The organism is Pedobacter sp. MC2016-14, from assembly GCF_020991475.1.
In the GTDB taxonomy this organism is placed as follows: domain Bacteria; phylum Bacteroidota; class Bacteroidia; order Sphingobacteriales; family Sphingobacteriaceae; genus Pedobacter.
Window position 1 is genome coordinate 453,575 of the sequence record NZ_JAJMPA010000003.1, and the last position, 14,819, is coordinate 468,393.

Annotated in this window: 11 protein-coding genes; 3 read left to right on the forward strand and 8 right to left on the reverse strand. The window is 37.7% G+C overall.

What is annotated here, in order from left to right; genetic code table 11:
- Window positions 1-11 precede the first annotated feature (11 nt).
- From LPB86_RS17345 to LPB86_RS17370, 6 genes are all read right to left on the reverse strand, one after another.
- A complete protein-coding gene (locus LPB86_RS17345) occupies window positions 12-2,159 on the reverse strand; it encodes an FUSC family membrane protein (protein WP_230646291.1) in 2,148 nt (715 codons plus the stop codon).
- A gap of 165 nt (window positions 2,160-2,324) precedes the next feature.
- Window positions 2,325-3,488 carry a lipopolysaccharide assembly protein LapB gene (locus tag LPB86_RS17350; RefSeq protein ID WP_230646294.1) on the reverse strand — a complete coding sequence of 388 codons (1,164 nt, stop codon included), beginning with the start codon at window positions 3,486-3,488 and terminating at the stop codon, window positions 2,325-2,327.
- A 74-nt stretch (window positions 3,489-3,562) separates the two neighbouring features.
- On the reverse strand, window positions 3,563-4,687 hold the full coding sequence (locus tag LPB86_RS17355; protein WP_230646296.1) for a lipopolysaccharide assembly protein LapB: 1,125 nt from the start codon (window positions 4,685-4,687) through the stop codon (window positions 3,563-3,565).
- An 89-nt stretch (window positions 4,688-4,776) separates the two neighbouring features.
- A complete protein-coding gene (gene gyrA, locus LPB86_RS17360; protein ID WP_230646298.1) occupies window positions 4,777-7,392 on the reverse strand; it encodes a DNA gyrase subunit A in 2,616 nt (871 codons plus the stop codon).
- Window positions 7,393-7,489: 97 nt separating this feature from the next.
- On the reverse strand, window positions 7,490-8,386 hold the full coding sequence (gene hemF, locus LPB86_RS17365) for an oxygen-dependent coproporphyrinogen oxidase (RefSeq protein ID WP_230646302.1): 897 nt from the start codon (window positions 8,384-8,386) through the stop codon (window positions 7,490-7,492).
- A gap of 123 nt (window positions 8,387-8,509) precedes the next feature.
- On the reverse strand, window positions 8,510-9,730 hold the full coding sequence (locus LPB86_RS17370) for an MFS transporter (protein WP_230646304.1): 1,221 nt from the start codon (window positions 9,728-9,730) through the stop codon (window positions 8,510-8,512).
- Window positions 9,731-9,884: 154 nt separating this feature from the next.
- Here LPB86_RS17370 and LPB86_RS17375 point away from each other — a divergent pair, with 154 nt between their 5' ends.
- The gene (locus LPB86_RS17375; RefSeq protein ID WP_108157071.1) at window positions 9,885-10,109 is read left to right on the forward strand and encodes a CDGSH iron-sulfur domain-containing protein; all 225 of its coding nucleotides are present in this window, start codon (window positions 9,885-9,887) and stop codon (window positions 10,107-10,109) included.
- A 41-nt stretch (window positions 10,110-10,150) separates the two neighbouring features.
- Here LPB86_RS17375 and LPB86_RS17380 read toward each other — a convergent pair whose 3' ends face one another.
- Complete coding sequence (locus tag LPB86_RS17380; RefSeq protein WP_230646306.1) at window positions 10,151-10,474, reverse strand: hypothetical protein; 324 nt, start codon at window positions 10,472-10,474, stop codon at window positions 10,151-10,153.
- A gap of 154 nt (window positions 10,475-10,628) precedes the next feature.
- On the opposite strand from LPB86_RS17380, the gene LPB86_RS17385 reads away from it, so the two are divergent.
- Window positions 10,629-11,885: an MFS transporter gene (locus LPB86_RS17385; RefSeq protein ID WP_230646308.1), complete on the forward strand. Its 1,257-nt coding sequence runs from the start codon at window positions 10,629-10,631 to the stop codon at window positions 11,883-11,885.
- 19 nt (window positions 11,886-11,904) lie between these two features.
- Entirely contained in the window at window positions 11,905-13,533 is a 1,629-nt protein-coding gene (locus LPB86_RS17390; protein WP_230646312.1) for a murein L,D-transpeptidase, read from the forward strand.
- Between the two features lie 3 nt (window positions 13,534-13,536).
- Here the strand turns inward: LPB86_RS17390 and LPB86_RS17395 are convergent, their stop codons facing one another.
- Entirely contained in the window at window positions 13,537-14,712 is a 1,176-nt protein-coding gene (locus LPB86_RS17395; RefSeq protein WP_230646314.1) for an MFS transporter, read from the reverse strand.
- Window positions 14,713-14,819: the final 107 nt, after the last annotated feature.

Sequence of the window (14,819 nt, forward strand, 5' to 3'; positions counted from 1 at the left end):
GATCCCGTTACTTATATCTTTATTTTTTCTGTGAGTTTATAGATATCATAGGCTACTTTTTGAATCATATCAAATTGTTCATCAATCACAGTTTCTGCCGTTTGCTGTTCAGTTTTTTTACGTACAAGAGGCACATTACTGATCTGTTCTTTATGCACCAAAAGGTTTTCTACTGAAAGATTTAAGAGGTATATAGTATTTTTAGAGATGGGCTTTAGTTCATCAAAATTCGCATACCCAAAAGTATGTTCTTTATAATAAAGAGACAGTGTAGCCACATACGAGGACAGCAAATGGTTTAAAGCTGTAAACTGGTGTATTTCCTTCATCAGCAGTTGCTTACTTTTAGGTTCTGAAAACATTCTTTGAAATAAAGAGGCAAGATTAGCAGAGGTAACATAAACTTCCTTTCTTGCAACCTTATAGCTGGTTAAATTTTCTGATCTCTCAAAGTACAACAAAGTCACCTGATCAAAATAAGCCAAATTGGCCTTTAAGGTATCAAGCATGGCTTCTTTAAGCTTCTCGTGCTCCCAGTTCGGAAAAAGAAAATAACTCGCCACCAGTGCTATTCCTGAGCCAATCAAGGTATCATATATCCGTTCTCTGGCTATGGAAAGACCTCCCATACCAAGAAAATCAAACAGCACCAAAATATAAGGAGTCATAAAGAGTACACTGACAACATAATTTTTGCGGATAAAACTATAACAACCAATCATGCAAAATAACAGAATACCAAAAAGCGCGTGCTTATCATGTACATAAGTGAGTATGCCCATACCTATAAAAGCACCTACTACAGTGCCCAGTAGCCGTTCGTAATTTCTTTGTTTTGTGAGGCTAAACCCAGGCTTAGAAATGACCAATATAGTAAGCAGTATCCAATAGCTATGCGAAAAATGCAAAGATTTTGAGACGACAAAGCCAATCAGCATTACGATAGCCACCCTTAAAGAATGCCTGAAAGTTGATGAACTTAAGGTTAGGTTTTCAAGAAAAAGTTTAACATCAACATTTTGCCTGGTAATAAATTTTTCAATTTCAATATCCCTGCGTTTTAAGTTTTTCTTCTCGTTTTTATTAAAATAGCCATTAATGGTTTTTAGCCTGGCTAGTATATTCTCAATGTTGACCTCAATGTTTTTTAAAGCAATAATTCCCAATGTATTAAACTTCAGTTCCTTATTATTTTGTTCAAGCGCAACAATTTCGGCTTTAAGAGAATTTACGCTGTTTAACAACTTATTAGACAGGAGAGGGGTTCCACCAGTTTTAAGGGAAAAGGCAAGGTTATCAAGTTCTTCCGCAATACCGTTAATGATACTTTCGTAGTGTGAAAGAATGCCTATAGAATCAAACTGATCATGCAACTGTTCGTAGTTGTAATACGTAGACATCACTTGCTCAAACAAGTCTACCATATCTACAAATACCAGCATTAAAAATCGTCCTTCAGGTGTTGAATCTCTAACAATTTCACGGGTCTTAAAAAGCAATTCCCGAACTGCATCTTGTTTCTCATGCACTTGAACCTGTAGTTGAAGCAACTCAGCATACTGCGCATCGTAGTTGATATTTTGATGATAAAATTGAGCTTTAGCCCTTAAGAAATTACTAACCTCATGTATAGAATCGCTCAACATTTGCTGAACAATTCTAAAAGGGCGAATCCTATAAAAGAAATAGCTTAATGCCGTGTACCATAAGCTGCCGGTAAGCACCAGACCAGAATAAATCAAAACTTCATTCCAGGGTCTAATGTCATCAATGCTTAAAACCATGATTAGTAAAGATGCCGTACCAATTGCAGCTGCACGTAAACCATATAAAAAGAACATGGAGAAAATAAAACTGCAAAATACCAGTAAAATGCCGGTGAAGTAAATACTTGTGTTGGTTAGTCCAACAATTATGGAAAGTAGAAAAATTGAAACTGTTGTAATGAGCATTGCGTTACGGCGATGCACAATCGGCCCAGGCGTATCAACAACGCTTACACACATGGCGCCTAAAGAAACTGTCATACCAAATTTTAGCAAACCAAATTGTGCCAGTATCAACGATGGACAAAGTACACCAATGGTAATTCTCAAACCATCAGCAAAATAAATGCTTAGTAAAAAATCCTGAACGGTTCTGATGTGTTTATGAAACATTGTTAACTAGCAGCATTACGTGCCGTCACTAAATTAGTGTAAAAAGAAGATAAACAGCAAAAATTAATGCAGTTTAATAAATCACAAACGTTAGTCATAATTCACATTATGTTAACCAACGCCTTCTTCTGTCTGGCTGCCTCCGCCTAAATACGATTTTAATTATTAAAATTCCTGCAACTTCCTTTTTAACTCCTGAACTTTATCCAGGCGATTTTTACGGGTGTAAATATCAATTAGCAGTTGTACAGTAAATTTATCATTCGGATTAATTTCGTGTGCTTGCAGCAAAGTTGATTCGGATCTGTTGATGTTAGCTGTAAATTGTTGCAAATATTTTTCTTTCTTTGAACTGAGGCTCTCATTTGCCATTTCTACATATGCTAAGCCCAATTGATATAATGCTACAAAGTAATTTTGATCCAAGCCCAATGCTCTTTTATAGGCTAGTTCTGCTGTGCTGTTATTAGATTTTAGTTGCTGTAAATATCCGTACAGAAAATAAAGCAGCTTATTTTTAGTCTCCACTTTTAAACCCTGCTCTATAACTTCCAATGCCTTATCGTATTTTTCATTGTCAAGCAGTAAATTGATATAATCATTTGTTAAAAATGAATTATAAGGATTCAATTTAATTCCTTCCTCCAATGTTTTAATAGCAATTTCCGGTTCAAATTTGGAAGCATACGTGGTTGCCAGCGATTGAAAGATTACTGGATTTTTGGCCCCATTATCCTTTGCGCGTTTTAAATAAAATAATGCATTATCATACGATCGAATAATTTGTGCAGCGATTCCTGTATTTATAGCTAGTGTAGTATCTTTTGGAAAGAAATCACTTACATCCCTAAGTAAATTATATGCATTGATAAATTCATTGCTATAATATGCTTTGTTTCCCTTTTCCTGCTTTTTAATAATTAAGTTAAAATTGGTTGCTTCAATTAACTTTCCATTATCCTGATACTTATCTAATTCAGTTGCTGTTTTAACAGCATCTGTTGCGATGTTAAAATATCGCTCAGCATTATTCTCATCTTCGTCAATTAATGAGATGTATGAACTTAAGTAAGCTTTGATAGACCATGTTTCAGGCCAATTTTTAGTTCTCCTATCCTTCTCTGCACTCTCTGTTGCTTTTATTCCCTCTCCCATAATGTTGAGCTGGTCTTTTTTGCTTTTACCGGAAGCCACAGCCACCTGCAATTTACCCAGTACATTACGTGCTATTTGAATCTGGCTTTTTTGAGCCCTAACTGCAGATATATCACAGATACTGAAACTAATGAACAGAATAAAAAAAAGGATTACAGATGATTTATGCTTCATTTAAAATGGTGTTTAAGCAAATTTAGGCAAAAAAAAAGAGGGATAAAATTATCCCTCTTTATAAAAGCAATTTTTTATTTATTTGCTGGCGTTAAGGCGTCCAGCTGTTTCTTTACTGCATCGTATTTAACAGTATCGTTTTTAAAGGCATAAACTCGTTTTAAGGCCTCAAGTGCAGGTGCATATTTTGGATCTATTTCAGCTGATTTTAAGTAATATGGAAGTGCCTTATCCAATAAACCTGTTAACTGAACCCTCAAAGTTTCTGATTCCTTCAATTGCTTAGGTGTCAATTTGATTTTCGCTTTTTGGGCATCATCAGAAATCTTATTAATACGGTTTTGTACTTCAACAGCTTGCTGATAGTAGATATCCCCTCTTAGGTATTGGTAGTTTGCATTGTTTGGGTTTTTTGCAAGCAATTTGTCCAGCATCTCAATAGATTTTGCAACGTTACCCTGATTCATATACAACTGAGTTTCCAATTGTGTAAAGTTTTCAGCATCCGGATATTTCGCGGAAGCCTCTTTAATCAATGCTAACGCATCTACTGTATCTTTGATTTCGGTAAGGGTTATGTTAATCACCTCTCCGTATAAATCTTTAGCCGTAGGCGTATTAAAGCTGATCAGTTTCTTGAAATTTCTTACCGTTTCGGGGTAATTTTTAATATTTCTTGCCATAATCCCGGCATTCAAATACATTGCAGTATCATTAGGATTCTTTACAGTAACCTCATTGAAATACTTCATTGCACCTGCAAAATCTTGCTTGTTATAAGCAGCAAATGCTCTAATTTTTACTGCGTTTAATGCGTTGATTTCAGCATTTTCAATGTTTGTTTTCTCCTCACCTTTAGTATCAAGCGCTTTAGCTTTAACAATTGCTTCTTCAGCTATAGCTTGGTTTTTAATAGAGTTATCTACATTAACGGTATCTAAAACCGCAATTGTAGATGAAAATAAAGCCCTGTAAGACCAGGCTTCTGTTAAATTTTTAGACTTTTCGTGTACGATAGCAAGATCGGTATGTTTTAAACCAGTCTGTAAAGCCGTTAATTTCTTATCTAATGGCGTTTTTCCATTAGCAATAATCTGGAATAAATTCCATTCCTTTTTCGCATCGGCGACTTCACTCTTCTGAGCATTTGCAAATGTAGCAACACCTACAAGTACGGCACCTAAAAGTACTTTCTTCATTTGTTTTTTGTTTTTTTAATGATAAAGCCTGTACAACTCTTTTTTTGATAAGCTGTACAAGCTTTATTGTATATAACTAAGTTTAATTTTTATTCTTCTTCCTCTCCTTCTTCCTCACTTTCGCTATCGTCGCCTTCTTCTTCCTCTTCTTCAATTTCCTCCTCTACAGCAGGCTCTTCAGCTATAAAATCACCTTCAGCATTAGCTTCATCAGCAATTACACCTTCAGCTACTTCTTCTTCAGGTTCGTCCTCATGATCAATCCTTGCTACAGAAGCGATTTCGTCATTACCTTTAAGGTTAATTAAGCGAACGCCTTGTGTTGCGCGTCCCATTACCCTTAATCCACTGGCAACAATACGGATAACTATACCAGATTTATTGATGATCATTAAATCATCTGCATCTGTAACGTTTTTAATTGCAATTAAACTTCCGGTTTTCTCCGTAATGCTAATTGTTTTAACACCCTTTCCACCTCTATTAGTAACGCGGTAATCATCAATATCAGTACGTTTACCGTAACCTTTTTCTGAAACTACCAATACCGTGGCTGAGGAGTCTTCAACAGCAATCATGCCAACTACCTCATCTTTATCATGTGCAAGGGTTACTCCTCTTACTCCCGTAGCAGTTCTTCCCATTGGTCTAACTGTAGACTCATTGAAACGGATAGCTCTTCCAGAACGTAAAGCCATTACAATTTCACTACTTCCACTGGTTAAACTTGCTTCAAGTAACTGGTCACCTTCATTAATGTTAATGGCATTAATACCGTTTACTCTAGGTCTTGAATACGCTTCCAAAGAAGTTTTTTTGATGGTACCTTTTTTGGTACACATGATGATATAGTTGTTTTCAAGATAATCCTGGTCTTTAAGATTCTTAACCTTAATATAAGCCTTGATTTTCTCTTCTTTAGGAATATTGATAATGTTTTGAATTGCTCTTCCTTTACTTAAGCGGGAACCTTCAGGAATTTCATATACCCTTAACCAGAAACAACGTCCGTTCTCTGTAAAGAACAGCATGTAGTTGTGGTTAGATGCAATTAGCAAATGTTCAATAAAATCTTCATTTCTGGAATCACTTCCTTTAGATCCTTTACCACCGCGGGCCTGGGTACGATATTCGGTTGCAGGAGTACGTTTAATATAACCTTCATGAGAAATGGTAATCACTACCTCTTCATCCTCAATAAAGTCTTCCATGCTCATATCTTCAGCAGAGTGGATGATTTTGGTACGGCGTTCATCGCCATATTTTTCCATCATTTCAGTCAACTCATCCTTTATAATTTGCATCCTTAAGCCTTCATCTGCCAAAATCGATTGCAAGTACTCAATTGTTTTCATCAACTCGTTGTACTCATCTTTGATTTTGTCCCTTTCCAGGCCTGTTAAACGACGAAGGGTCATGTCTAATATTGCACGTGCCTGAATATCACTCAGACCAAACTGCTCCATTAAGCCTGTTCTTGCCTCTTCAGGAGTATTTGAACCTCTAATCAGTTTAATAACTTCATCAAGGTGATCTAAGGCAATCAGTAAACCCTCTAAAATATGAGCCCGTTTTTGTGCCTCGCTAAGCTCAAATTTAGTCCTTCTAACAATTACATCATGTCTATGGTCTACAAAGTGTCTAATCAGATCCTTCAAGTTCAACATTTGCGGTCTTCCGTTAACCAGTGCAATGTTATTTACACTAAAAGAAGTTTGCAGGGAAGTTTGCTTAAAGAGATTGTTTAGTACAATTGATGCATTGGCATCACGTTTTATTTCATAAACAATTCTGATTCCGTCTTTATTAGACTCATCTTTAATGTTAGAAATTCCTTCTAGTTTTTTCTCACCAACCAATTCAGCGGTACGCTCAATCATCATGGCTTTGTTAACCTGATAAGGAATCTCGGTTACAATGATGACCTCTCTGTCCTTTACGGCTTCAATTTCGGCTTTAGCACGCATTACAATACGGCCACGACCTGTTTCAAAAGCCTCCTGAACACCATTATAACCATAAATAATTGCTCCTGTAGGAAAATCGGGGCCTTTCACAAACTTCATCAGTTCAGGAATGGTCACCTCATTATTTTCAATATAGGCAATAGTGGCGTTAATTACTTCGGTAATGTTGTGTGGCGGCATATTGGTAGCCATACCTACAGCAATACCAGATGAACCATTGATCAACAAGTTCGGAACTTTTGCAGGAAGCACAGTAGGTTCCTGTAGGGAATCATCAAAGTTAAGTTGAAAATCAACTGTATCTTTATTGATGTCGGCCAGCATATCTTCAGCCATTTTCTGAAATCTAGCCTCAGTATAACGCATTGCAGCTGGCGAGTCACCATCTACAGAGCCATAATTACCCTGACCATCTACCAATAAGTAACGGAGGCTCCATTCTTGTGCCATCCTTACCATGGTCATATATACGGAAGAGTCACCATGCGGGTGATACTTACCTAAAACCTCACCAACGATACGGGCTGATTTCTTATAAGGTCTGTTACTTGCCAAACCAAGATCAAGCATCCCGTAAAGTACACGACGGTGCACCGGTTTTAATCCATCGCGTACATCAGGTAACGCCCTTGATACGATAACAGACATCGAATAATCGATATATGCAGATCGCATTTGCTCATCGATATCAATTCTGACGATCTTGTCGTTTTCCTGATTTTCTAAATCTTCTGCCATAAATATTAATGTTCGTTAAAAACGATTTAAATAAGGTATTGTTATAACCTTGCGAATTTAAGAAAATTATGGCGTTTAAGCGCATTGTGGAAAAAAATTAAACCCAGTCCACTCCTTTTATCAACTTTGTTAGAGTTGCGGCCTCTAAACTGTTTTCTGCAGGTTTGTGGTTATAGGTCCATTTTGCCATTGGTGGTAAGCTCATTAGAATAGATTCAATGCGGCCATTAGTTTCCAGTCCAAATTTGGTACCCGAATCATATACCAGGTTAAATTCTGCATACCTGCTCCTTCTCTGGTACTGCCACTCCTGTTCAACCTCTGTAAATTCAGTGTTGCGGTTCCTGTCAATTAATTCGGTGTAGATAGGCAAAAAGGAATTACCTACGGCGCATGAAAAGTTAAAGATCTGATCCCAGTCTAAACCTGTATGGTCTGGCTTTAAGCGGTCATAGAATATTCCACCAACACCACGGGTTTCTTCACGGTGTTTGATGAAAAAATAATCGTCTGCCTGCCTTTTAAATTTAGGATAAAATGAAGCATCATATTCATCACAGATATTCTTAAGGTAATGATGAAAGTAACGGGCGTCAGTATCAATCACATAATGAGGTGTCAAATCAATTCCACCACCAAACCACCTGGTTTGTTCATCCATTTCAAAATAACGGATATTCATGTGGATAATAGGCACAAAAGGATTTGAAGGATGGATTACAATAGATACACCGGTGGCAAAAAAATCTTCGCTATCCACTTTAAACGCCTTTTTAACGGCTTCAGGTAATTTACCATGAACGGCAGAGAAATTTACACCACCTTTTTCAATCACATTACCGTGCTGAATAACTCTTGTTCTGCCGCCTCCACCGCCTGCTCTTGTCCAGATTTCTTCTTCAAATCTCCCTTTTCCATCTGCTATGGTTAAACCTTCGCAAATATCATCCTGTATTTTCTTATATTCTGCAACAACCTTATCTCTAAACATCATATCTTCCTGAGTTAACTTCAAAGTTAGCCCATAAATGCCTTTATAAATTTCCTAATTACAGATAATACAAATTTTTGACATACTCTATAAGTCAATTATTAAGCCTTATGGTGGAAGACCATTTTATTTTTCAATAAAATTTAAATCCCTGCCATAAGTCTCATCCAAATTATAAAGTGCAATATAGGCTAAGGCCACTACAACTACAGCAATAATCAATGCCGAATTTACAATACCTACAATACCTGTAAGCCAGGTAAAAAGTAAAGTAACCAAAATCAGAGAGCCTCTAACCATATTAGGAACACTTGTGGTTACCGTAGCGCGAAGATTGGTACCAAACTGTTCTGCTGCAATGGTTACAAAAATTACCCAGTAGCCGGTAAATATTCCAAAACACACGCATAAAATATAAAAATTAGTAGCCGTCCATCCCGTTGTTAGCAAAAATACCAGCATGCTGATGAAGCTTAGCGTTACAAACAGGTAAACAATTTTTTTACGTGTTTTAAATAGCTGACTCAATGCACCGGTCAAAAAGTCGCCAAGAGAGATACCTATGTATGTAAACATTACTCCTTTGCCATTATCAAGCACATCTTTAGCGTGTAATGCCTTTCCAAATTCTGGTGCAATGCCCACTAAAATTCCTACTATAAACCATAATGGAACAGCTATTAAAATACAATTCAAGTATTTAAAAAAGCGTTTCCGGTCAGAGAACAGCATAAAGAAATTGCCTTTCACCACATCCTTAATGGCCATATTCTCAAACAAGCCCGATTCAAAAACACCAATTCTTAGCATGAGTAATAGCACACCCAAGCCACCGCCTACAAAAAAAGCAGTTCTCCATTCAAATAAATCACCCACAAAATAGGCCGCTACCGCACCCATTAAACCAATTCCTGCTACCAGCATTGTCCCGTAACCACGGTTTTCTTTACTCATACTTTCACTTACCAAAGTAATTCCGGCGCCAAGCTCACCCGCCAAGCCTATTCCGGCTATAAATCTAAATGTGGCGTACATGGGAATAGTGGTTACAAAACCATTGGCAATATTGGCAAGGGAATACATCAGGATAGAACCAAAAAGAACAGATAACCTGCCCTTTTTATCACCTAAAATTCCCCAGAAAATACCGCCAATAAGCAGTCCGGCCATCTGCCAGTTCATCAATCTCAAACCAGTTCCGGTAATTTCATCTGCAGGCACGCCCATATTAGCCAGGCTTTTATTCTTGATGATTAGAAAAAGCAACAAGTCATAAATATCTACAAAGTAGCCAAGAGCGGCCACAAGAATTAAAAAAAACAGGTTCTTATTTTTTACAGTGTTCATACAATTTGTTTGGTGCTCTGAAAGTACAAACAAAATCAAACATTGCAAAAAATCAATTACATACTGCCAGTATAATTAAGGAATGTTTCTAAATAGAAATGATATTCCGGGCTTTGTTTCCATTGTTCTAGCTTTGCCGCAAACTAACACACACATGTCAAAAACAAAGCTTACCATCAATAACAACGGATCTGTAAAAATAGAAGGCGATTTTGAAATCGTTGACAGAAATGGAGATACTTACGGATTACAAGGAAGAACAGTACTATCTATCTGCCGTTGCGGACTATCTAAAAACAAACCATTTTGCGACGGTGCACACAATGGTCATTTTGAGCATGAAGCCATAGCTTTTGATCTTCCGCCAAAAAAGGTATAGTAAAAAACGCTCTCGCTAATATTTTTATATAGCTTTCAATATCAACTAAAATGCACCATTTTATAAATTTGCTGCATGTAAGCCGCTTCCTGTAGGGCTTCAAAGAAATTATACCATTCTTTGCGCGTAAAAACAAGACTAATATCCGGATATGGTGTTGCCAGTACTACCACTTCCAACCCATTTGGAGAAGTTTCCATATAATTATCAAAGTCAAGGTCTTTCGTGGTTTCAATAAAGGCATGAAACTGCTGAAAAGAAAAACTGATCAATACATTTTGGTTCCAGATGTTTACCATCTTACAATTAGAACATTGAGAAACACTAATTTTTCCTTTTCTTGCGATTACAGTTGGCTTACACATAAAATAATGTAGTTTTTTACTCGTACAAAGATCATATTATTTAGAATTATTCCAAACAGTAAAAGAAAATAATCTGCAGCTTTAAGTAATTACTTGGTTACAACAAAGCCGCTTTTATCATGGTTCAAACCATATATTGTTATCTTTACCGAACATGAAACAGAATACCTCTGCAGAAAAAGCTACTTCAACTACAAAATATTACATCATTGCCTGGGTCTTCGGACTCCTTTTTTATTTCCTGGACTACTTTGCTCGCTCCGCTCCTGCTGTCATGATTCCGGAATTATCCTCTTTGTTTGAAATTGACCGCGTAGGTGTTGTAGCTATAATAGGCACTTATTATTTTACCTATTCGACCTGTAGTTTAGTAGCGGGTATTGCCTTTGATAAGTTTGGGGCCAAGTATTCAATGTTTACGGGTTGTTTAATCTTAGGGTTGGGCTGTTTGCTATTTATTGTTGCCAGTCAGTTTACAGGTAATACCGGCCGATTGCTACAAGGCGCCGGATGTGCTTTTGCTTTTCCTGGCTGTGTATATTTAGCCTCTAAAGGATTTTCAGCAAGGTCTCTGGCAACCGCTATAGGCTTTACACAATGCCTGGGTATGCTGGGAGGTTCTGCCGGACAGTTTTTGGTAGGCCCATGGATTGCCAATGGAATGACTATTAACTTTTTTTGGATTGTTACAGGTATAGCTATTATCCTGGTTGCTATAGGCTTGTTAATCATTACCCCACAGGCTCATGCATCACCAATACCTGCAGATCAAGAAAAGCAGAGCGGTTTTTTAAACCCTTATAAAATTGTCTTTAGCAATTCACAGTCCTGGCTGAGTGGTATCATATCCGGCTTATTGTTTGCTCCAACTACCATATTTGCGATGACCTGGGGCGTAGCTTTTTTTCAGACTGACCGCTCACTTACTTTTCAGGAAGCAACAATAGCCTGCGCAATGGTGCCGATGGGCTGGGTATTCGGTTGTCCACTCTTAGGATTTATAACAGATTACCTGGGTAAGCGTAAATCGGTTCTTATAGCTGGTGCAATTTTAATGGCTTTAAGTCTGGCACAACTACTATTTTTACCAACATTATATCCTCCATACGTCAGTACATTTATACTTGGTCTAGGCTCCGGTGCTGCAATGATTCCCTATTCTATTATTAAAGAATCTAATCCAGACCATGTAAAAGGCAGTGCAACGGGTGCAATAAATTTTATCACTTTCGGCGTTACCACATTATTAAGTCCCATTTTCAGCACTTTATTTGGTAAAACATTGCTAACGGCAACAAACAAAGATCTTCATTTTCAATCGGCTGGCTTATTTTGGATTGGAGGCATTGCTTTGGCGATTATCGTAAGTTTATTTCTTAAAGAGACAGGTAAAGGTGCTCCCGTAAAATAAAAATGCTACCTTCATCATAATGAAAAGCATTTGCCCTTTATATTTTCAAAAATCAAACCGCTCTATTTACCTGATGCTCTTGTTGCCTTTGTTTTATGCCCAATGTAAACCTAAAGCAAAAAAAGTAGAGCGAGATCAAACCATAACTATTAAAAATGCAGTCACCAGGTTAGTCATAGACAGTCTGGACTTAGAAAAGTACATCTCTGAAAAGGAACTGGAAGACAGTTCTGCCAACCGGCTCAGAAACTTTTACAACAGCCGTAACTTTCAATTTGCATGGCTCGCAGAAACCGGGTTAGCAGAACAGGCAAAAGTTTTTTATGACCTGGATAAAAATTATGTGGCCTCAAGCCGGGATAGTACTGCAGGTAACAAATTGCTGCAACTCAGGCTGGGCAGGTTGTTAACTAAAGACACTTTAATTAAATCTGTGAGTCCGGAACTTGTAAATTTCGAGTTGTCGCTAACCCAACATTTCTTTGACTTTGTTAGTTATTCCTATGCAGGTAAGTTAGATCCGGCAGCCTTACAGTGGTATATACCAAGAAAAAAAGTAGATGCAGTTGCATTGCTTGATTCACTCGTTGCCAAAAAGGGTGCCGGAGTAGATCAGTGGGAACCTGTGAATCATTATTACAGCACCTTAAACAAAGAACTGATGCGCTGGAATAGCATTCAGCAAAATGACAAATGGGAGCCAATTGTTCTACCCAAAGGGAAAAAATTTCTGGAAGGTGATACCGGAAAATTCATCGTTCAACTAAAGAAGAGATTAATTGCATTTGCAGCTCTTGAGCAGACAGATACCTCGGATGTTTACGATACAGCATTAACAGATGCTTTAAAAAAGGCCCAAAAACAATTTGGACTAACCACTAATGCAAAACTTAGCAAAAGTTTGTTAAAAGCATTAAATGTCCCTCTAGAACTGCGGATTCAGCAAATGCTAATTAACCTGGAACGGATGCGCTGGACACCACTTATCCCCCAAAAAAAATTTGTACTGGTCAATATTCCCGAATATCGGCTACATGTTTTTGAAGAACGAAAGGAGGTTTTAAACATGGGGATTGTAGTTGGAAAAGCGGCAAATAAAACGGTGATTTTTAGCAATGAGATTAAAAACATTGTATTTAGTCCTTATTGGAACATACCGCCAAGTATTGTCAGGGCAGAAATATTGCCCGAAATCAGAAAGAACCCCAATTTTTTAACAAGAAAAAACATGGAACAATATGGCAGTGGTGATGGCTTACCACTAATCAGGCAAAAACCCGGCAATGGCAATTCATTGGGCAGGGTTAAGTTTCTATTCCCCAACAGTTACAATATCTACCTTCATGATACACCTTCAAAATCACTATTTGCTGAAGAAAAACGTGCTTTTAGTCATGGCTGCATACGCCTTGCACAACCTAAAAAACTAGCTGCTTATCTTTTGGCAGAACAACCCGAATGGACTGATCAAAAGATAGAGAAGGCCATGAATTCAAAGAAAGAAGTTTGGGTAACACTAAAGCAGAAAACACCAGTTTTTATTACCTATTTTACCTCATGGGTAGATAAAGACGGTCTCATCAACTTCAGGGATGACTTATACGGGCATGATTTAAAAATGAGCAAGCAACTATTTAAAACCCAATAACAGTTATACCGCTAGTTCCAGTTTTAATGCTGCTTTTCTTTTGTTCATTGCTATTAACATCCACGCAAACGCGGCACCAATTAAAGCCATCAAGGCACCCACCCATACAGGTGAGGTATAATCGTATCCGGCTGCCAGTGGTAAACCACCTAAAAAAGCACCTAAAGCGTTACCAATGTTAAAACTGGCCTGACTCACTGATGCGGCAATCATTTCAGATCCTTTTGCTGTATTAATCATTAACATCTGGATCGGCGACGCCAGTGCAAAAGAGATTGCTCCAGTTATAAAAGTCATCAATAGCGCAAGCGGCTGACTGTATGAGATGTAATGTATAATTACAAGTGCTATGGCCATCAAAACCAGCAGTGCCACAGAGGCCTTAGCAGGAGAAAATTTGTCTGCAAGTCTTCCGCCAATAAAATTACCTACCAGCATTCCCAACCCTGCTAATGCAAGGATATAGGTGATGGAGTTGTCAGAAAAACCACCAACTTCAGTTAATAAAGGGGCAATGTAACTGTACCATGAAAACAGTCCACCGGTACCAATGGCAATCATAAAAATAATCAGCCAGGCTTCAGGGAGTTTAAAAAACCCCATTTCTTTCTTCAGGTTTCTATCTTTTGTAGCTGGCAATGCAGGCATCCACAATTTAATGCTCAGCAATGTTATCAATCCAACAATTACAATGATCACAAAAGTATATCTCCATGAAAAATTATGTCCTATATACGTTCCAAGTGGCACGCCTAAAATATTTGCAATTGTTAACCCGGCAAACATCAATGAAACTGATTGAGCTTCTTTTCCCTTTTCGGCTATACGACTGGCCACCACAGAACCTACGCCAAAAAATGCACCATGTGGTAAGCCTGCAAGTAACCGTGCAATAAACATAAAGGTATAATCCGGGGCAAAGGCAGATAAAGCATTAAAAGTCACAAACATCAACATCAGCACCATTAATATCTTTTTTGGGGGATAACTTCCTGTTATCGCAACCAATAATGGCGCTCCAATAACCACACCCAGGGCATAAGCAGAAATCAAGTGGCCTGCCTGGGGTATGCTAATGGTTAAGTCCTTCGCAATATCCGGAAGCAAACCCATCATCACAAATTCGGTGATGCCAATTCCCAGCCCCCCTAGTGTTAAAGCAAGTAAACTTTTTTTCATCTGATATAATTTGTTCTTAAAGTGAGGAAGCTATTTTATTTATAGTTAGTGTAAAAAATACACAGTGCAAAAATAGGCAATCAATTTATTTTTCTCGGTCTTATTAA